This is a genomic window from Gordonibacter urolithinfaciens, assembly GCF_900199375.1.
Classification (GTDB): domain Bacteria; phylum Actinomycetota; class Coriobacteriia; order Coriobacteriales; family Eggerthellaceae; genus Gordonibacter; species Gordonibacter urolithinfaciens.
Genome location: NZ_LT900217.1, coordinates 1,601,725 through 1,620,349, shown reverse-complemented (window position 1 = coordinate 1,620,349; position 18,625 = coordinate 1,601,725). Strand labels below are relative to the sequence as shown.

Here is an 18,625-nt window from a genome sequence, read left to right as displayed (position 1 = left end):
AGGCCCCGTCCACGCTTCGTGAAGCGAAAGTGGGCATATTGTGCATCGCTAAGGGGGCAATTGCCGCGTGTGCGAAAATACTGATCAGTAACTTACATCATGCACGGCAGCTGCGGCAGCCGGCATGTTCAAGGGAAGGGTTCTATGAAGACTGCTAACATCATGAAGGCCGTGTGCGTTGCCGGGTTGGCAGCCACGTGCGTATGGAGCCTGGCGGCCTGTGCGGGCGGTGCCTCCGCTTCCGGCGCGAAGACCTATACCGGCGGCGTGGCGGCCACGGTCAACGGCACGGAGATTCCCGAGGACGAAGTCACGGGCATGGTCGAGAGCATCCGCTCCCAAATGAGCATGACCGATACCGACACCTGGGGCCAGTGGCTTGCTGACAACGCCATGACGCCCGAGTCCGTCCGCGAGGAGATGATCGATTCATTCGCTCAGCAGGAACTCATCAAGCAGGGCGCTAAGGAGAAGAACATAACCGTCGAGAGCTCCGAGATCGACGACATCGTGAACAAGACGAAGTCGAACTACGAGGACGACGAGAAGTGGAAGGCCGCCCTCGAGCAGGCCGGCTTCACCGAGGAGAAGTACCGCGAGAACGTTGAGAGCCAGCTCTTGCAGAAGAAGCTGACCGAGTCGTTCGCCTCCGACGAGGAGCCCAGCCAAGAGGACCTGCTGAAGTACGCGCAGATGTACGCCTCCGCCTACGACGGAGCGAAGCGCTCCTCGCACATCCTGTTCGACAGCGGCGACGAGGCCACGGCCCAAAGCGTGCTCGACCAGATCAACAGCGGCCAGCTGGACTTCGCCGAGGCTGCCAAGCAGTACTCCAAGGACAACGCGGAAGGTACCGGCGGCAGCGCAGCGAAGGGCGGCGACGTGGGCTGGGACAAGCTGAACAGCTTCGTGACCGAGTACACCGACGCGCTGGGCGGCCTTGAGAAGGATCAGGTCAGCGGCTTGGTCACGAGCCAGTACGGCATCCATATCATCAAGTGCACCGACGTGTTCAACGCGCCGAAGGTAGTCGGCGAGGATGGTACCGAGACCGTCGAGCTCACGAGCCTCGACCAGATTCCCGTCGAGTTCTTGGACAGCGTGAAGGAATCCCTCAAGCAGCAGAACCAGAGCACGGCGGTTCAGGAGTGGTTCAACGAGTACAAGGAGAACGCCGACATTCAGATCAACCCGATGCCGGAGGGCCTGCCCTACGCCGTCGACATGTCGAAGTACACGCCGGCCGAGGGGTCGACGGGCGCCGAGCAGAACGCTGCCGGCGAGAATGCCGACGGCAGTGCCGAGGGAACGGCGGACGGCTCCGCCGACAACGGCGGCTCGGCCGATGCTGCGGATGGGGGCGATGCGACGGGTAGCGCCGACGGTTCTGCCGACAACGCGGCCGGCGACCAGCCTGCAGAAGGCGGCGACAGCGCGAACCAGCAGCCTGCCGAGGCGGCTTAGCGGTACGACCGCACGGTGCAGGTGCGCAGACGATCACGAACGGCGGGCATCCTGCGGGGTGCCCGCCGTTTTTTCTTTCCCGGTTTTGTCTTCCTCTTGGGGTATCCGCGGCCTTTCCGCTTCAAGCGCCCCTTCGATTGCATTGCCGCACAACCGCGCCCGGCCACTTCGGAAGTGTTTCACGTGAAGCACTTCCACTGAACAGGAGCGATTAAACGAACATGAGCCTCACCCCGCCTCCCTTCCTCCAGCTGCGCAACGCTGTCGTGCGCCGAGCCGGACGCGCCATCCTGACGATCGACGCGTTCGAGCTTGCGTGCGGCGAGAACATCGCCCTGCTCGGGCCGAACGGTTCAGGCAAGTCGACGTTCGTGAAGCTCGTCACGCGCGAGATGCTGCCGCTGCACCGCGACGAGCCCCCCGTGCTCTTCAAGGGCCGCGATCGCGCAATGCTCGCCGAAGTCAAGCGCAGCCTGGGCGTGGTGTCGTCTACCATGCAGGAGCAGATGACGGTGCACCTGCCGGTCGTGGACATCGTGGCCGGCGGCCTGTTCGGCGCCCTCGGCATCCCGCAGACCGTTGCCGCCCCCGATGCCGATGGCGCCCGCGACCGGGCGCTCGCCACCATGGGGCTGCTCGGCATCGCCGACCTCGCCGCCCGCGACGCCATGACGCTCTCTACCGGCCAGGCGCGCCGCGCTCTCATCGCCCGTGCGCTCGTGCACGATCCCGAGGCCCTCGTGTTCGACGAGCCCTGCACCGGCCTCGATCCCGAGGGCATGTTCTACGTGCGCCGCAGCATGCGCGCGCTGGCCCAGGCGGGGAAGTCCATCGTGCTGGTGACGCACTATCCCGAGGACGTCATCCCCGAGATCGCCCGCCTCGTCCTCGTGAAGGACGGTGCCGTGTTCGCCGACGGCCCGAAGGAGCGGCTGCTCTCAGACGACACTATGAGCGCGCTGTTCGACGTCCCCCTGCGCGTGAAGCGCACGGCGGTTCCCGCTGTCGCGAAAAATGCCGAAGAGGATGCTTATTTCTCGCTTGTGAGCGCCTATTAGCTGTTGTATACTACGTAGCTGCTGCACGTCCGCGCCCAGCGCGAGCATGCGCGTTTCGGACGAGCGGAGAGATGACCGAGAGGCCGAAGGTGCACGATTGGAAATCGTGTGTGCTCCAAAAGAGTACCTAGGGTTCGAATCCCTATCTCTCCGCCAGCTTACACCCGCGCCCGCGAGGCGCGTTCCATACGGGGCCTAGCCCCGCACCCCACGCGGAGGGGTGGCAGAGTGGTTGAATGCGGCGGTCTCGAAAACCGTTTTACCCGTAACCCGGGTAACGAGGGTTCGAATCCCTCCTCCTCCGCCAGTTTTCCAGATGAAGCGCCTCCGGGCGCTTTTTTCATTCCATCGTGCGCGCCCTGCCTTAACGCCTTCTTAACACCCGCCCTCGCTCCTTAACGGCGCGCTAATCCGCGCAACCTTATCGTTTTCCTAGTTTGCAAAGGTGCCGCTGCGGCGGCCTGGAAACGAGGAAGGAAGACGATGGACTACGTAACCGCCGTCGTTGGAGGGTTGAGCGTCATCGTGGCGTTCTACCTGTTCTACGTTCTGCTTCGAGGGGGTGACGAGCGGTGATGGACGAGTTGCTGGAATACGGCATCTACCTTGCCCTGCTCGTGGCGCTCGCCATCCCGCTGTCGGGCTATATCAACAAGGTCATGGCCGGCGAGAGGGTGGCCGTGCTCTCGCGTGTGCTCGTGCCGGTGGAGAACGTGGTGTACCGGTGCATCCGCGTCGACCGTGCCGACGTCATGGGCTGGAAACGCTACCTGATAAGCGCGCTGGCGTTCTCGGCGCTCTCGCTGGTAGGGTTGTTCGCCATCCTCATGTTGCAGGGCGTGCTGCCGGGCAATCCCGAGGGGCTCCCCGGTCTCACGTGGGACCTCGCGTTCAACACGGCGGTCAGCTTCGTGACGAACACGAACTGGCAGGCCTATAGCGGCGAGAGCGCGCTCAGCTACTTCTCCCAGGCCATCGGCCTGACCGTGCAGAACTTCGTCACACCGGCCGTGGGCATGGCCGTGCTGTTCGCGCTGTTCCGCGGGTTGGTGAGCGAAGGCGCCCCTGGCCTGGGCAACTTCTTCGTCGATGTGACGCGCTCCGTGCTTTTCGTGCTCATCCCGCTCGCGCTCGTCGTGACCGTGGTGGACGTGTGGCAGGGCTCGCCGCAGAACGTATCCGAGTATCAGGAAGTACAGCTGCTGGAACCGGTCGGTATCGATGCAGAGGGCAATGTGGTAGAAGCCGATGATCCGGCAGCCGTGCAGGTGATCGATGAGGGCGTGGTTCCCATGGGGCCGCAGGCCAGCCAGGTTGCCATCAAGCAGCTCGGAACGAACGGCGGAGGCTATAATGGCGTGAACTCGGCGAGCGCCCTGGAAAACCCCACGCCGCTCACGAACCTGGTGCAGTGTATCTCGCTGCTGCTCATCCCGTTCGCGCTCGTGTTCAGCTTCGGTCGCTTCGTGGCCGATCGGCGACAGGGTCGGGCTATCTTCGCGGCCATGTTCGTGGTGCTGGTGGCGAGCTTGGCAGTGATAGCCTTCTTCGAACAGGTCGGAACGCCGCAGCTTGCGGCCGACGGCTCGGTGTACATGGGCACGTACGATCAGTCCGGCGGTAACATGGAGGGCAAGGAGGCACGTTTCGGCGTGACCGACTCCTCTCTCTGGGCCGCATTCACCACAGCCGCATCGAACGGCGCGGTCAACTCCATGCATGACAGCTACACGCCCATCGGCGGCATGGTACCCATCATTCTCATGGGATTGGGCGAGATCATCGGCGGCGGTATCGGCTGCGGCTTGTACGGCATGATAGGTTTCGTCATCCTTACCGTGTTCATCGCGGGGTTGATGGTGGGTCGCACGCCCGAGTACTTGGGTAAGAAGATCGGACCCAAAGAAATGCGCATGGCCACGATCCTGTGCATCACCACGCCTATGGTTCTTCTTATAGGCGCTGCGGTCATGTGCCTCGATCCGGCGACGGTGGATAGTCTGAACAACGCGGGTGCCCATGGATTCTCTGAAGTACTTTATGCCGCCACATCGGCGGGCGGTAACAACGGATCGGCTTTCGCAGGCTTCAACGCTAACACCCCGATGATCAACGTCGTGTTGGGTTTCGAAATGCTGGCGAACCGCTTCATCCCGCTTGCAGCCACGCTCGTGCTGGCTGGCAGCTTGTGCGCGCGGCCGAAGGTGGCGGTGAGTGCAGGCACGCTCTCCACGAGCAATGCCATGTTCGTGTTCCTACTGATCCTTGTCGTGCTGCTGGTTGGCGCTCTGTCGATGTTCCCGGCGCTGGCGCTGGGCCCGATAGCCGAGCAGCTTCATATGGTGCTCTAGGGAAGGCGGGCGAAAAAAGAAATGTCAACGGCAACTATGAGGAACAATGAAATGACCCATTTGGCGAAGCGCGCCGTGCGCGACTCCTTCGTGAAGCTTGCCCCTCGCGAGCAGGCGAAGAATCCCGTTATGCTCATGGTGTACCTATCGGCCATCCTGACGCTCGTTCTGTTCGTGCTGTCGCTGTTCGGCATCACGGATTCCCAGCCCGGCTTCATCATCGCCATCTCGGCGGTGCTGTGGCTCACGGTGCTGTTCGCGAACTTCGCGGAGGCGCTCGCCGAGGGCCGCGGCAAGGCGCAGGCCGACTCGCTGCGCGCCGCCAAGCGCGACGTGCCCGCGCACAAGCTCAACGAGGGCCTGGTGGCGAAGGGCCATCATGTGGACGACCCGGCGGAGTACTTCCGCCTGCAGGCCGACGAGGTGAGCTCGGCGGTTCTGAAGAAGAAGGACCTCTTCTACGTGGCGGCTGGCGAGCAGATCCCGGCTGATGGCGAGATCGTCATCGGCGCCGCATCGGTGGACGAGAGCGCCATCACCGGCGAGTCGGCTCCGGTTATCCGCGAGTCCGGCGGCGACCGCTCCGCCGTGACGGGTGGCACCACCGTGCTTTCCGACTGGCTGGTCGTGCGCGTGACGGCCGATGCGGGCCACAGCTTCCTCGACCAGATGATCGCCATGGTGGAATCGGCTACCCGCAAGAAGACCCCGAACGAGATCGCGCTCGAGATACTGCTCGTGGCGCTGACCATCGTGTTCCTGATCGTGTCGGTGTCGCTGTTCGCGTTCAGCGGCTTCAGCGCGAACCAGGAGGGTATCGCGAATCCCACCACCATCACCTCGCTCGTGGCACTGTTCGTGTGCCTGGCGCCCACCACCATCGGTGCGCTTCTGTCGGCTATCGGCATTGCCGGAATGAGCCGCCTGAACCGGGCGAACGTATTGGCCATGAGCGGCCGCGCCGTGGAGGCGGCGGGTGACGTGGATGTGCTTTTGCTGGACAAGACGGGCACCATCACGCTGGGCAACCGGCAGGCCGCCGAGTTCATACCGGTGGACGGCGCCACCGAGCACGACGTGGCCGACGCGGCGCAGCTGGCCAGCCTTACCGACGAGACGCCCGAGGGCCGCAGCATCGTGGTGCTGGCGAAGGAGCGCTTCGGCATCCGCGCCCGCGAGCTGGAAGGCTCGGGCATGGTCAGCATCCCGTTCACCGCGCAGACGCGCATGAGCGGTGTTGACTTCGAGGGTCACGAGATTCGGAAGGGGGCGGCCGATGCCGTCAAGGATTATGTGGAGTCGCACGGCGGCGCGTACAGCGGCGAGTGCGCCGCAGTCGTTGCGGATGTCTCGCGTGCAGGCGGCACTCCGCTGCTCGTTGCTCGCGATCATCGTATTCTGGGCGTTATCCATCTGAAGGACATCGTGAAGCAGGGTATCAAGGAAAACTTTGCCGATTTGCGCACCATGGGCATCAAGACCGTCATGATAACGGGCGACAACCCCATGACGGCCGCCGCCATCGCAGCCGAGGCCGGCGTGGACGACTTCATTGCCGAGGCCACGCCCGAGACGAAGCTGGCCGCCATCCGCCAGTACCAGGCCGAGGGCCACATGGTGGCCATGACGGGCGACGGCACGAACGACGCACCCGCGCTTGCGCAGGCCGACGTGGCCGTGGCCATGAACAGCGGCACCCAGGCTGCCAAGGAAGCCGGCAACATGGTGGACTTGGACTCTTCACCCACGAAGCTCATCGACGTCGTGCGCATCGGCAAGCAGCTGCTCATGACGCGCGGCAGCCTGACCACGTTCTCCATAGCGAACGACCTGGCGAAGTACTTCGCCATCGTGCCCGCGTTGTTCGTGCCGCTGTATCCTCAGCTCGAGGCGCTGAACATCATGCACCTCACGAACCCCTACACGGCTATCATGGCGGCCATCATCTACAACGCTCTCATCATCGTGGCGCTCATTCCGTTGGCGCTGCGCGGTGTGAAGTACCGCGAGGCGTCATCGCAGAGCCTGCTGTCCCGCAACCTGTTGGTATACGGTCTGGGCGGCATCGTCCTGCCGTTCGTTGTCATCAAGCTGCTCGACATGATGTTGACGGCTTTGGGTGTGGCGTGAGGATAGTTCTCGTCCAGCAGTTTGGTTTGGCAAAACTCTGCATTCAATACTCCGCAGGTCAAAAGCAATAACTGGCCTGCGGACCGAATTGGAAAGGATCACCTCATGAAGCAAGTGAAAATATGGGGAAGCGCAATGCTCCTCTTCCTCGTTACAACAGTGCTGTGCGGTGTTGTCTACACGGCTGTTTGCACGGGTGTCGCGCAAATCTTCTTCCCTTATCAGGCAAACGGCTCTATCATCGAGGTCGATGGGACAAAGTACGGCAGCGAGCTTGTCGGCCAGGAGTTCCACGATCAGGATCATATGTGGGGCCGGCTCACGAACGCAAACGTCTCTGCGTTTACCGACGACGAGGGTAATCCCGTCATGTGGTACGGCCCGTCGAACCTGAGTCCCGCGAGCGACGATTTTGCCGCTACGGTGCAGGCCCGTATCGACGAGATCCATGCAGCCCACCCCGAGAAGGGCGACGAGCCCATCCCCAGTGACCTCGTCACGAACTCCGGCAGCGGCTTCGACCCCCATATCTCCCCGGCTGCCGCCGAGTACCAGGTGGAGCGGTTGGCGAAGAACACCGGCAAGACGCCTTCCGAGATCCGCGCCATCATCGATCAGTGCACCGAGCAGCCCCAGTTCGGTGTTCTCGGCGATGCTCGCGTGAACGTCCTCAAGGTGAACCTCATGCTCGACGGTATCCTCCAGTAGCCGCCTTCCCAACCGTTCGAAACCGCCGAATCCCCCGGATGTTTCACGCGAAACATCCGGGGAGCGGGAAACGTCCTGAATAACGGCCGCGTATCAATATCTGAAGATACGCCGAATAACTCGCCGTCCGCGAGCGAGGGCTCGCTGGGAAGCCCTACACTGGTCGGCAACGGAAAAACGAGGGCCGCATGCGGGCCGCCAAAAAGAGCGGACAGGCAGCGGCGGCCAGTTGAAAGGACGAGGCTATGGCCGATCGCGTAGTGGAGAGCTCGGACGTAGAAGTACCCGAGATCCCCGAGATCCTGGAAAAGGTGCTGCTCTTCTCGCTGGAAGAGGCGAAGGAGAAGATGAAGCAAGGTGCCGACGTGGTGCCGTTCACCGCGCTCGTGGTGAAGGAGAACCTGTTCTTGGAGAACCATCCGGGCGAGTCGGCGGACGAATGCTTCGCCTTCGCGCGCCACACGGTGGAGAACGCCCGCGGCGCCGAGGCGTACGCTCTGTGCTATGACGGCTACGTGGAAGTCGATGACGAGACGAAGGATGCGCTCATCGCCGAGGGCGGCATTCCCGGCGAGGACGAGGGCGTGGCCGTTGGCTTCCTTTACACGATGAGCGAAGACGGCGAGCCTGCGTTCGAGGAGGAACCGGCCTACATCGGCGAGGCGCCGAACTTCATGAGCGGCCTCAAGGAGGCCGACCAGTACGACGAGGACGAGATCGACGAGAAGTACCTCGACGATGAAGAGGATTTCGAGGGAGAGACCGAGTAACTACGCAGGCGCTGATTATCTGCGGCAGCTAAAGAAACGCTGCGAAGAGGCGGATAATCGAGCCGGCTGTGTTCCATATGGAACACAGCCGGCTCTCTGTTTTCAATTCGGCCATGTTCCAATGTTGAGGATCCTTTCAAGAAAAAAGCGGTTACCCGTGTACGCAAGACCCCTCCGCTCATGCTCATGGCCAGGGTTTTCGAATTGCGGAAGCGGTCGTGTCAGATGCGCGCCTTACCCGCGCAAGGAACGCGCGGCTGATGCGCAAGGTCCGCACGTCATCCACGTCAGATCCGCATCAGTTCCCCGCGGCTCCATGACGGTTGAATTACGGTCGCCCGGCAAGGTCGCGTTGCTATACTGCTCCCAGAGAAGTTCAGCGGACAAGCGGGAGGCACGCCGCGCAATGATGGTGAAAGCATGTGCGCGCTGGTAAGGAAGAAAGTTTTCCTTGTAGCCCATGAGGCCCTTTGCTAGAATAGGCAAGCTAATCCTGCTCCGGGTTAACTGCCTTCACCAGCCCCGGAGCCGCTAAAGACCAAAGGAGGTGAGCTGATGAAGGCTTATGAATTGCTGTTTTTTGTCGCTCCGTCTATCGACGAAGAATCCCGTGCCGCTGTTATGAAGCGTATTGAGACCACGATCGCCGAGGGCGAGGGTACGGTTGACAACGTCGACAACTGGGGCAAGCGCAAACTCGCTTACGAGATCGACGGTCTGACCGACGGTGACTACACTCTCATCGATTTCCATGCCGATCCCGCTAACGTTGCTGAACTCGATCGCGTTCTTCGCATCAATGACGCCGTTGTGCGCCATATGATCGTCAAGCGTACCGATCGCGATTAAGAGCACGTGGCATTGGGCGCCCGCGGCGCCCCAGCATGAGAAGAAGAGGTAGGTATCATGAGCATCAACCGAGTTATCATCAGCGGAAACCTGACGCGCGATCCCGAGCTGCGCTCCACGGCGAGCGGTTTGCCGGTGCTCGGCTTCGGCGTTGCCGTGAACGACCGCCGCAAGAACCAGCAGACGGGCGAGTGGGAGGACTATCCCAACTTCATCGACTGCACCATGTTCGGCGCCCGTGCCGAGAGCCTCTCGCGCTACCTCAACAAGGGCACGAAGGTGTCCATCGAGGGCAAGCTCCGCTGGAGCCAGTGGGAGCGCGACGGCCAGAAGCGCAGCAAGATCGAGGTGATCGTCGACGAGCTCGAGTTCATGTCGAGCCGCAACAGCGATTCGTCCTCATACGGCGGAAACCAGTCGTATGGCGGCAACGCGGGCGGCTATTCCCCGGCTCCGGCCGCAGCCCCCATGGCTGCGCCGGTGGTCGATGCCTCTTCTTCAGTCTACGATGAAGACATCCCGTTTTAAGCGAAACGAAAGAGGTTTGTGAAATGTCCGATTACGCGAAGCAGCCGCGTCGCAAGTTCTGCCAGTTCTGCAAGGACGAGGCGAACTACGTCGACTACAAAGACACGCAAATGCTGCGCAAATACGTTACCGATCGCGGAAAGATCAAGCCGCGCCGGGTGACGGGTGCCTGCACCCAGCACCAGCGCGACATCGCGAACGCCGTCAAGCGTGCCCGCGAGATGGCTTTGATGCCGTACGCGGTGCCCGCCGTCAGCGGTCGCGGCGATCGTCGCAGCCGCTAGGCGCAAGGAGGGTTCCATGAAAGTCATCCTGCTTCAAGAATTGAAGGGCAAGGGCGGTGAAGGCGACGTCGTCGACGTGGCCCCCGGCTTTGCCAACAACTACCTGCTTCCCCAGAAACTCGCCATCCTGGCGACGAAGGGGAACCTCAAGCAGCTCGAGCAGCGCAAGCACAACATTGCGAAGCGCGAGGAGAACCGCATTGCCGACGCCGAGAAGATGAAGGCCGCCCTCGAGGGTGCCACCGTCAAGGTCGAGGCGAAGGTCGGCGAGGAGGGCCAGCTGTTCGGTTCCGTCACCGCCGTCATGGTCGCCGACGCCATCAAGGCCGCCACCGACCTCGATGTGGACAAGCGCCGCCTCGAGCTCGGCCATGCCATCAAGACGGCTGGCGAGCACGAAGTGGTCTACGGCATCTACCGCGACATCAAGGTGTCCGTGAAGCTGCTGGTGGGCAACGTCGATGAGCCGGCCGAGGCCGAGGTCGTCGAGGTCGAGGAGACCGTGGAGGTTGTCGAGGAGGCCGAGGCTCCCGCCGGGGCTGCCGAGACGGCTACCGAGGAATAAATACTTTTCCACAGGACCCAACTTGTGGAAACGGGGGAAAACCCCCTTTGCCCCGCTGACGGGCGAAGGGGGTTTTCCGTTGCATGTGGATAACGCATCTCATGGTTTTTCGAGAAGAAAAATACACATGAGCTGCGGTAACGTATGCGGTACTATAGCGGGAACAAGGTAGCGGACACCTGAAGGAGCGAGAAGAGCCACTATGCCGGAAGCGTACCAGGCCAGCACAAGGAGCAACGACTTCAACGACGGATCGGCACCGAAAAACAAGCCGATGCCGCAGAACATCGAGGCCGAGAAGTCCGTCTTGGCGGCCTGCATGCTGAACGCCGAGGCGGTGGAGGAGCTCATTCTGAAGCTCAAGCCCGAGTCGTTCTACCGCCCGGCGCACCGCATTATCTTCGAGTCCATCTGCGAGTTGAACACGCGCCGCATTCCCATCGACCAGATATCGCTCGCCGACAACCTGAACGCAACGGGCCAGCTGGAGGCCGTGGGTGGCAAGCCTTACCTGGTCGATTTGGCCGACAACACGTTCGCGCTCACGAACTGGCAGAACCACGCCGAGATCGTGAAGCGCACGGCCATCCTCCGCGAGCTCATCTACGCCGCCGCCTCCATCAACGCGCTGGCCTACGACGCGCCCGACAACCTGGACGAGGTGGTGGAGGACGCTGAGAAGACGCTGTTCGGTGTGACCGAGAAGCGCGTGTCGTCCACGTTCTCCAAGATGGATTCCCTGCTCACCGAGGCGTTCGAGGAAATCACCAAGCTGGCCGAGCAGCAGAACCATATGGCTGGCGTGCCCACCGGCTTCAAGGACGCCGACGACCTGTTCCACGGCTTCCGCGGCGGCGACCTGGTCATCTTGGCTGCCCGCCCCGGCGTGGGCAAGACGTCGTTCGCCCTGAACCTGGCCGTGAACGCCGCTAAGTCGGGCGCGGCCGTGGCCTTCTTCTCGCTGGAGATGAGCGCGGGCCAGCTGGTCCAGCGTATCCTCTGCGCCGAGGCGCGCGTCAGCTTGTCGAAGATCCGCGCGGGCTTCATCTCGGAGGGCGACTGGGGGGCCATCGCCGACGCGTCGAACACGCTTTCGAAGCTGGAGCTGTACATCGATGACTCGCCGGGCCTGTCCATTCTCGAAGCGCGCGCCAAAGCGCGCCGCGAGTTGCGCCGCACCGAGGGCAAGGGCCTCATCATCGTGGACTACCTGCAGCTCATGCAGCCGCCCTCCACGCGCCGCGACGGTAACCGCGCCGTGGAGGTGGGCGAGATCTCGCGAGGCCTGAAGGTGCTCGCGAAGGAGATGGACATGCCCGTGATCGCGTTGTCGCAGCTGTCCCGTGCCGTGGAGATGCGCGGAAAGAAGCGCCCGATGCTCTCCGACCTGCGCGAGTCCGGCTCCATCGAGCAGGACGCCGACATCGTCATGTTCATCGACCGAAGCATGGACGAGACGGAGGCGGAAAGCGAGGACCGCCCTGATCTGGGCACGGCGCAGCTCATCGTGGCGAAGCACCGAAACGGTCCTACCCGCGATATCGACTTGGCGTTCAACCCGGAGTACACGCGCTTCATGGATTTCATCGACGATTCGCGCGCAGGCGGCTTCTAGCCGGCCCGCGCGGGCCGCGTACGCGCTACACTGGTGCCCATGCGAAAGCGAATCACATTCATCCATGCGGCCGACCTGCATCTCGGCGCACCGTTCCGCGGCCTGAGGGCGCTCTCGGAAACGTGGGCGAACCGCCTGCTCACGGCTATCCCCGAAGCATACGATCGCGTGGTGGACGCCGCGCTGGCCCGCAAGGTCGACTTCGTGGTCATCGCAGGCGATATCTTCGACAGCGCACGCGCGTCTTACGGCGATTACCTGCACTTCTTCGAGGGTCTGCGCCGTCTGGACAAGGTCGGCATCCCCGTGTACCTGTGCACCGGCAACCATGACCCCTTCACTTCATGGAGCCGCGACTTCTTCGCGTTCCCGCCGAACACCCTCATGCTGCCGGCCGACAAGCCCGGTTTCGCGGCCTATCGGCGCGACGGCGAGACGCTGGCCCTTATCGGCGGGCGCGGCTACTACAACCAGACGTGGCCGTCCGACGAGGATATCGCTGCCGGCGTGACGCGTGCAGCGGCCGAGCAGGCGCTGGCCGATGCCGTGCCCGACGTCGCGCACGCGCCCTTCGCCGTGGGCGTGCTGCACACGGGATTGGACCTCGATCCAGTGAAGGCGCCCACGAGCCCCGCCGCTCTCCTGCGGTCGGGCATGGACTACTGGGCGCTCGGCCATATACATATGAAGTACGCCCACCCCTCGTTCGACGACCCGCGCCTCGTGTTCGCGGGCTGCATCCAGGGCCGCGATATCAAGGAGACGGGCGAGCGCGGCTGCTTTGCCGTGACGTTGGAGGAAGGCGCGAGCCCCGCGCTCGAGTTCGTTCCCACGGCCAGCGTGGTATGGCAGCGCATGGACGTGGACGTGGCCGATTGCGCGAACGTGGCCGAGGTCACCGACAAGATCATGCGGGAGCTGTTCCGCGTGAACGGCAAGGCCCATTGCGAGGAGATGTGCGTGCGCATCACGCTCACGGGCACCACGCCGCTGCACGCGGTGTTCGCGCGCCCCGGAGTGCTGGAAGACCTGCGCAAGCACATCAACGACGGCTACCCGTCGTTTTTCTGCGACGCGCTCGTCGATGCCACGCTACGTCCGTACGACAAGGAGGCGCTGCGCCGGGAAGGCCTGTTCCCAGCCGTGTTCCTGCAGGTGGCCGACGCCCTGCGCGCCGACCGCGAGGACGAGATAGCCTATATCCAGGAAGAGTTCCTGCTCAAGAACATCCAGCTGCCCAGCGCCTACACGCGCCGTATCGACGATTTGGCGGCCGACGCCGAGGACCTGGTGCTCGACCTGCTGAGCCGGGGTGACGAATGACGGCCGAGCACGGTGGCGCGCCGTACCTCAAGCGCATGAAGATCACGAGCTTCGGCGCCTTCGCCAACAAGGTGGTGGGCCCGTTCACCCCGCACCTCAACGTGGTGTTCGGCGAGAACGAGGCCGGCAAGTCCACGCTGGCCTCGTTCGCAGGCGGCGTGCTGTTCGGGTGGGAGGAGGCCCGAGGCGTCCGCAATACCTATAAGCCGCGCAACGCCGACCGCGCCGGCTCGCTGTTCTTCGCCCCGCGCCCGGAAGAGGGGGACTCTCTTCAGGGCGAGAATGCTGACGCCTCCGCGGCCGCCTCGGCATCCGAACCCGGGGTGCTCGCATCCGGGTCTGTCTCCGAGTCCGAAAACGAGCTCGTGCTCTCGCGCGTGCGCAACGCCGACGGCCTGCAAGGTCCGGTCGAGCTGGTGGACGACATCGACCGCGAGACGTTCCAGACCATGTTCTCGCTCACGGCCGACGAGCTGCGCAGCCTGCGCAACACCACCGATATGACCGCGAAGCTGCTCACGGCAGGATCCGGCACGGGCGCGAGCCCCGCCCACGCGCTCGCCGAGGTGCAGGACCGCCTGGCCGAATACACCTCGAAGGCCGCCGGCATCGAGCATTCCATCGCGCGCCTGACCGCCGAGCAGGACGACCTGCGCGCCCAGATGGCCGCCGCCGCGGACGAAACGGAGCGCTACAAGGCCCAGGACAAGGAGTTCCACGAGCTGGCGCCGCAGCGTGCGCAGCTGTTGGCGCGCCTGGACGCGCTCAACGCATCCATCGAGGAGCTTGCCGCGCAGCGCGCCAGCCTGGAGAAGCTGGACGCCCAGCGCGACCAGCTGCGCCGTCAGCGCGACAGCCTGCGCGAGGACGAGGCCGCCTTGGCCGCCGAGCACCGTGTGCGCGAGCAGACCTCGGATCCGGCGCTCGTGGCCCTGGGCGCCGCCGACGAGCGCGCCCTGCGCGACCGCATCGACGCGCTGGCCGAGGAGCAGGCAAAATGCGCGCACAGTGTGGACCTGGCCAAGGAGAACTGCTCAACGTCTACCGCCGCCTACGAGGCGCTGCTCGAAACCGAGGACGTGCATCAGGTGCACGAGGGGCGCCGGCGCCAGCGCAGCGTGCAGGTGGGACTGTCCATCGCGCTGCCCCTTGTGTTCGTGGCGGCCGGCGTGCCGCTGTTCATGCACGGCCGCGAGATCACCAGCCTGTCGTTCACCGCGCTCGGCATAGGCCTGGTGGTGTTTTCCCTCATGCTGGCCGCCGCTGCGCTGGTCATGCTGTTCCGACCCGACAAGGCCGCCGAGGCGCTGGAGGTCCGCAAGCAGGATGCCCAGTGGGTCATGCTGCAGGACAAGAAGAAGCTCGAGGCATGCTTGTCGGCGCAGGAGCAGCTGGCAGCACGCATCCGGTCCCAGCTGGACGCTGTCGGCCTCTCGGCTGCGCAGGGTTCTCTTCGCAGCGCCCGCTCGCTTCTGGCCGAGGCGAAGGACGCCCGCGCCGAGACGGGCCTGTTCCAACAGCGCCAGCAGGCGCTGGCCTCGCGCCTGTCCTCCGTGGAGGACAACCTCGCCGATGTCGAGCGCCAACGCGCCCGGGCCGTCGAGCGCGCAGGCCTGCGCGACGGCGCCTCTGTAGAGGACGTGGATGCCGCCATCGAACAGCGCACCAGGCAGCGCGTCGGCCTATTGGAGACCAGCGAGAGCCTGAACCGTCGCTACGGCGAGCTGAAACAGGAGCTCTCCCAGGCCAAGCACGCGCACCGATTCGACGAGCTGAAACTGCGCTACCAGCAGGTGCGCACGCGCCAAGACGAGAGCGCCCAGGACTACGCGCGCCTGCTCTTGGCGAAGCGCATGCTGGAGGCCGCCATCGCCGCATGGGAATCCAAGAGCCAGCCCGAGGTGTACCGCCAGGCCAGCCGCCTTCTCTCGCTCATGACCGACGGGCGCTGGGTCAAGGTGGTCATGACGCCCGAGGGCAGGCTGCAGGTGATGGATGCGGTGAAGACGGAGCGCGAGCCCGTTCACCTGTCGCTGGGCACGTGCCAGCAGCTCTACCTGGCACTGCGCATCGCGCTGCTCATGACGGCCGACAACGTGGGCCGCTCCGTGCCCATCTTGGCCGACGACATCTTGGTGAACTTCGATGCTCGCCGCCGCATCGGCGCCGCCCTTGCGCTTGCGGAACTGTCCCGCACGCGCCAGGTGATTCTGTTCACCTGCCATGAAGAAATAGTAGAGTCCATGCGCTCGGTCGATCCGGCGCTGAACGTTGTGGAACTGTAATATAATCATGAATCTGCGGATAGGTTGACGGCCCGGCGCGCAGGCGCGGGCGCGAAAGGATGCGAACCATATGCCCAGCACGGTACTCGTCGGCGCCCAGTGGGGAGACGAAGGCAAAGGCAAGATAACCGACCTGATCGCGCGCGAATACGATTTCGTCGTGCGCTACCAAGGCGGCAACAACGCCGGCCACACGGTCATCCACGGCGACAAGAAGCTCGCGCTGCACCTCATGCCCTCCGGCGTCATGTACGATCACGCGGTGCCGGTCATCGGCAACGGCGTGGTGGTGGACCCCGGCGTGCTCATCAAGGAGATGGCCATGCTTGAGGCCGAGGGAATCTCCTGCAAAAACCTCAAGATCAGCTGCGATGCGCACGTTATCATGCCCTACCACAAGGACTTCGACGGCGCGGACGAGAAGCGCCTGGGCGAGAACAAGATCGGCACCACCAAGCGCGGCATCGGCCCGTGCTACCAGGACAAGGCCGCCCGCAAGGGCATCCGCATCCAGGACCTGCTGGACGAGAAGATATTCCGCCTGAAGCTGGAGACGGCGCTGGCGCAGAAGAACCCCGTGCTGCAGAAGATCTACGGCCTGCACACCTACACGGTCGACGAGATCTGCGAGGAGTACCTGCCCTACGCGCGCATCCTCAAGCCCTACATGGCCGAGACGGCCCAGCTGCTGAACGAGGGCCTGCGCGCCGGCAAGTCGATACTCTTCGAGGGCGCGCAGGGCACGCTCTTGGACATCGACCACGGCACGTACCCCTACGTCACCAGCTCGTCGTGCTGCGCCGGCGGCGCGGCCACGGGTTCGGGCGTGGGGCCCACGGCCATCGAGCGCGTGCTGGGCATCCAGAAGGCCTACATCACGCGCGTGGGCGAGGGCCCGTTCCCCACGGAGCAGCGCTTCCCCGAGGACGGGGGCGTTGGCGAGGAGGCCGAGGTCGGTGAGACGCTGTGCGCGGTGGGCCACGAGTTCGGCGTGACCACGGGGCGCAAGCGCCGCTGCGGCTGGTTCGACGCGGTCATCGCGCGCTACGCGGCCGAGGTCAACGGCCTCACTGACGTGGCGCTCACGAAGCTGGACGTGCTGTCGGCCTTCGACACCATCAAAGTGTGCACGGCCTACGAGTGCGAGGGCAAGGTGTACGACTACTTCCCCATGCAGCAGAGCGTGCTGTTCCACGCGAAGCCCGTGTACGAGGAGCTGCCCGGTTGGAAGGGCGTCGACATCACCGAATGCCGCACCTTCGAGGAGCTGCCCGAGAACGCGCAGCGCTACGTGGAGTACCTGGAGAAGATCACCGGCGTGCCCGTCAGCATCATCGCCGTGGGTCCCGATCGCGACCAGACGATCATGAGAGGGTGGGATCGCTAATGAACATCTTGGTGTTGGGCGGCGGCGGCCGCGAGCATGCTATCGCGTGGTCGCTTGCGAAGTCCCCGCGCACGGACAAGCTCTACGTGGCCCCCGGCAACGGCGGCACGGCCGATATCGCCCGCAACGTGGGCGACCTGGCCGTCGAGGACGGCCGCGCGGTGCTCGCGTTCGTGGAGGAGCACGACGTGGAGCTCGTGGTCATCGGCCCCGAGGCGCCGCTCGTTGCGGGCGTGGCCGACGAGCTGCGCGAGGCCGGCATCGCCGTGTTCGGCCCCGATGCCCAGGGCGCCCAGCTCGAGGGCAGCAAGACGTTCAGCAAGCGCTTCATGGACGCCCACGGCATACCCACCGCGCGTTACGGCAGCTTCGACGATCTTGAGGAAGCGCTGGGCTACCTGTCCGCGCTGGAAGCCCCGGTTGTGGTGAAGGCCGACGGCCTGGCGGCGGGCAAGGGCGTCATCGTAGCCGAGGACAAGGAGACGGCGGAAGAGGCCGTGCGCTCCTGCTTCGACGGCGCGTTCGGCCAGGCCGGCTCTACCGTGGTCATCGAGGAGTGCCTCACCGGCCCCGAATGCTCGCTGCTCGCGTTCGTGTCGGGCGGCAAGGCCCATTGCATGGCCACGGCCCAGGACCACAAGCGCGCCTTCGACGGCGACCGCGGCCCGAACACGGGCGGCATGGGCGTGTACTCGCCCGTGCCCATCGTGACGGCCGACGAGCTGGCCGCTATGCACGAGATCATGGAGAAGTCCGCCGCTGCCACGGCCACCGACTTCGCCTGCGACTACCGCGGCGTGCTGTACGGCGGCTTCATGCTCACGCCCGAGGGCCCGAAGGTGCTGGAGTTCAACGCGCGCTTCGGCGACCCCGAGACGCAGGTGGTGCTGCCGCGCCTGGAGGCCGACCTCGTGGACATCGTGCTGGCCGTGGCCGAAGGCCGGCCCGACGACATCGAGCTGCGCTGGAGCGAGCAGTGGGCCGTGTGCGTGGTGCTGGCCAGCGAGGGCTATCCCGGTGCCTACGAGAAGGGCAAGGTCATCCTCGGCATCGAGGAGGCCGAGGAGATAGAGGGCGTGACGGTGTTCCATGCCGGCACGGCGCGCAACGCCGACGGCGAGCTGGTCACGGCCGGCGGCCGCGTGCTCAACGTGGTGGCCTTGGGCGACTCGTTCGACGACGCCCGGGAGAAGGCCTACGAGGCCTGCAGTCTCATCAACTTCGAGGGCAAGCAGTACCGCACCGACATCGGCAAGAAGGCCGCCGCCGGTCGCGAGGCTTGGAACTAACCGCTCCGGGCATGCCCCG

Annotated in this window: 15 protein-coding genes and 2 tRNA genes; all 17 read left to right on the top strand. The window is 64.3% G+C overall.

Features of this window, described 5'->3' with window-relative positions; all coding sequences use genetic code 11:
- Positions 1 to 144: 144 nt before the first annotated feature.
- The gene (locus BN3560_RS07000; protein WP_087191164.1) at positions 145 to 1,464 is read left to right on the top strand and encodes a peptidylprolyl isomerase; all 1,320 of its coding nucleotides are present in this window, start codon (positions 145 to 147) and stop codon (positions 1,462 to 1,464) included.
- A 221-nt stretch (positions 1,465 to 1,685) separates the two neighbouring features.
- A complete protein-coding gene (locus tag BN3560_RS06995) occupies positions 1,686 to 2,522 on the top strand; it encodes an ABC transporter ATP-binding protein (protein WP_087191165.1) in 837 nt (278 codons plus the stop codon).
- A 65-nt stretch (positions 2,523 to 2,587) separates the two neighbouring features.
- Positions 2,588 to 2,678 (top strand) — tRNA-Ser (locus tag BN3560_RS06990).
- Positions 2,679 to 2,736: 58 nt separating this feature from the next.
- Positions 2,737 to 2,829: transfer RNA gene (locus tag BN3560_RS06985), tRNA-Ser, on the top strand.
- Between the two features lie 268 nt (positions 2,830 to 3,097).
- Positions 3,098 to 4,873, top strand: coding sequence for a potassium-transporting ATPase subunit KdpA (gene kdpA / locus BN3560_RS06980; protein WP_224767976.1), 1,776 nt, complete (start codon positions 3,098 to 3,100; stop codon positions 4,871 to 4,873).
- A 51-nt stretch (positions 4,874 to 4,924) separates the two neighbouring features.
- On the top strand, positions 4,925 to 7,003 hold the full coding sequence (kdpB, locus tag BN3560_RS06975; RefSeq protein ID WP_172623282.1) for a potassium-transporting ATPase subunit KdpB: 2,079 nt from the start codon (positions 4,925 to 4,927) through the stop codon (positions 7,001 to 7,003).
- A gap of 105 nt (positions 7,004 to 7,108) precedes the next feature.
- A complete protein-coding gene (kdpC, locus tag BN3560_RS06970) occupies positions 7,109 to 7,711 on the top strand; it encodes a potassium-transporting ATPase subunit KdpC (protein ID WP_087191168.1) in 603 nt (200 codons plus the stop codon).
- Between the two features lie 245 nt (positions 7,712 to 7,956).
- Positions 7,957 to 8,481, top strand: a complete 525-nt coding sequence (locus BN3560_RS06965; protein ID WP_087191169.1) for a hypothetical protein — start codon at positions 7,957 to 7,959, stop codon at positions 8,479 to 8,481.
- Positions 8,482 to 9,036: 555 nt separating this feature from the next.
- The gene (gene rpsF / locus BN3560_RS06960; RefSeq protein ID WP_015539264.1) at positions 9,037 to 9,330 is read left to right on the top strand and encodes a 30S ribosomal protein S6; all 294 of its coding nucleotides are present in this window, start codon (positions 9,037 to 9,039) and stop codon (positions 9,328 to 9,330) included.
- 57 nt (positions 9,331 to 9,387) lie between these two features.
- On the top strand, positions 9,388 to 9,858 hold the full coding sequence (locus tag BN3560_RS06955) for a single-stranded DNA-binding protein (RefSeq protein ID WP_087191170.1): 471 nt from the start codon (positions 9,388 to 9,390) through the stop codon (positions 9,856 to 9,858).
- A 23-nt stretch (positions 9,859 to 9,881) separates the two neighbouring features.
- Positions 9,882 to 10,142 carry a 30S ribosomal protein S18 gene (gene rpsR / locus BN3560_RS06950; protein ID WP_015539262.1) on the top strand — a complete coding sequence of 87 codons (261 nt, stop codon included), beginning with the start codon at positions 9,882 to 9,884 and terminating at the stop codon, positions 10,140 to 10,142.
- Between the two features lie 16 nt (positions 10,143 to 10,158).
- Positions 10,159 to 10,707, top strand: coding sequence for a 50S ribosomal protein L9 (gene rplI, locus BN3560_RS06945; RefSeq protein WP_087191171.1), 549 nt, complete (start codon positions 10,159 to 10,161; stop codon positions 10,705 to 10,707).
- A 202-nt stretch (positions 10,708 to 10,909) separates the two neighbouring features.
- Positions 10,910 to 12,322 carry a replicative DNA helicase gene (gene dnaB / locus BN3560_RS06940; protein WP_087191172.1) on the top strand — a complete coding sequence of 471 codons (1,413 nt, stop codon included), beginning with the start codon at positions 10,910 to 10,912 and terminating at the stop codon, positions 12,320 to 12,322.
- A 39-nt stretch (positions 12,323 to 12,361) separates the two neighbouring features.
- Positions 12,362 to 13,645, top strand: a complete 1,284-nt coding sequence (locus BN3560_RS06935) for a metallophosphoesterase family protein (RefSeq protein ID WP_087191173.1) — start codon at positions 12,362 to 12,364, stop codon at positions 13,643 to 13,645.
- Positions 13,642 to 15,930 carry an AAA family ATPase gene (locus BN3560_RS06930; protein WP_087191174.1) on the top strand — a complete coding sequence of 763 codons (2,289 nt, stop codon included), beginning with the start codon at positions 13,642 to 13,644 and terminating at the stop codon, positions 15,928 to 15,930. Before BN3560_RS06935 ends, BN3560_RS06930 begins: the two co-directional genes overlap by 4 nt.
- 70 nt (positions 15,931 to 16,000) lie before the next feature.
- Positions 16,001 to 17,317 (top strand): adenylosuccinate synthase, encoded by a 1,317-nt coding sequence (locus BN3560_RS06925; RefSeq protein WP_015539258.1) that lies wholly within the window; start codon positions 16,001 to 16,003, stop codon positions 17,315 to 17,317.
- The gene (gene purD / locus BN3560_RS06920; RefSeq protein WP_087191175.1) at positions 17,317 to 18,606 is read left to right on the top strand and encodes a phosphoribosylamine--glycine ligase; all 1,290 of its coding nucleotides are present in this window, start codon (positions 17,317 to 17,319) and stop codon (positions 18,604 to 18,606) included. Before BN3560_RS06925 ends, purD begins: the two co-directional genes overlap by 1 nt.
- Positions 18,607 to 18,625: the final 19 nt, after the last annotated feature.

Coding starts and splice junctions, on each gene's coding strand:
- dnaB (WP_087191172.1), top strand. CDS start 10,910: ATGCCGGAAGCGTACCAGGCCAGCACAAGGAGCAACGACTTCAACGAC.
- rplI (WP_087191171.1), top strand. CDS start 10,159: ATGAAAGTCATCCTGCTTCAAGAATTGAAGGGCAAGGGCGGTGAAGGC.
- BN3560_RS06925 (WP_015539258.1), top strand. CDS start 16,001: ATGCCCAGCACGGTACTCGTCGGCGCCCAGTGGGGAGACGAAGGCAAA.
- rpsF (WP_015539264.1), top strand. CDS start 9,037: ATGAAGGCTTATGAATTGCTGTTTTTTGTCGCTCCGTCTATCGACGAA.
- purD (WP_087191175.1), top strand. CDS start 17,317: ATGAACATCTTGGTGTTGGGCGGCGGCGGCCGCGAGCATGCTATCGCG.
- BN3560_RS06935 (WP_087191173.1), top strand. CDS start 12,362: ATGCGAAAGCGAATCACATTCATCCATGCGGCCGACCTGCATCTCGGC.
- kdpC (WP_087191168.1), top strand. CDS start 7,109: ATGAAGCAAGTGAAAATATGGGGAAGCGCAATGCTCCTCTTCCTCGTT.
- kdpB (WP_172623282.1), top strand. CDS start 4,925: ATGACCCATTTGGCGAAGCGCGCCGTGCGCGACTCCTTCGTGAAGCTT.
- rpsR (WP_015539262.1), top strand. CDS start 9,882: ATGTCCGATTACGCGAAGCAGCCGCGTCGCAAGTTCTGCCAGTTCTGC.
- BN3560_RS06930 (WP_087191174.1), top strand. CDS start 13,642: ATGACGGCCGAGCACGGTGGCGCGCCGTACCTCAAGCGCATGAAGATC.
- BN3560_RS06965 (WP_087191169.1), top strand. CDS start 7,957: ATGGCCGATCGCGTAGTGGAGAGCTCGGACGTAGAAGTACCCGAGATC.
- BN3560_RS06955 (WP_087191170.1), top strand. CDS start 9,388: ATGAGCATCAACCGAGTTATCATCAGCGGAAACCTGACGCGCGATCCC.
- BN3560_RS06995 (WP_087191165.1), top strand. CDS start 1,686: ATGAGCCTCACCCCGCCTCCCTTCCTCCAGCTGCGCAACGCTGTCGTG.
- BN3560_RS07000 (WP_087191164.1), top strand. CDS start 145: ATGAAGACTGCTAACATCATGAAGGCCGTGTGCGTTGCCGGGTTGGCA.
- kdpA (WP_224767976.1), top strand. CDS start 3,098: ATGGACGAGTTGCTGGAATACGGCATCTACCTTGCCCTGCTCGTGGCG.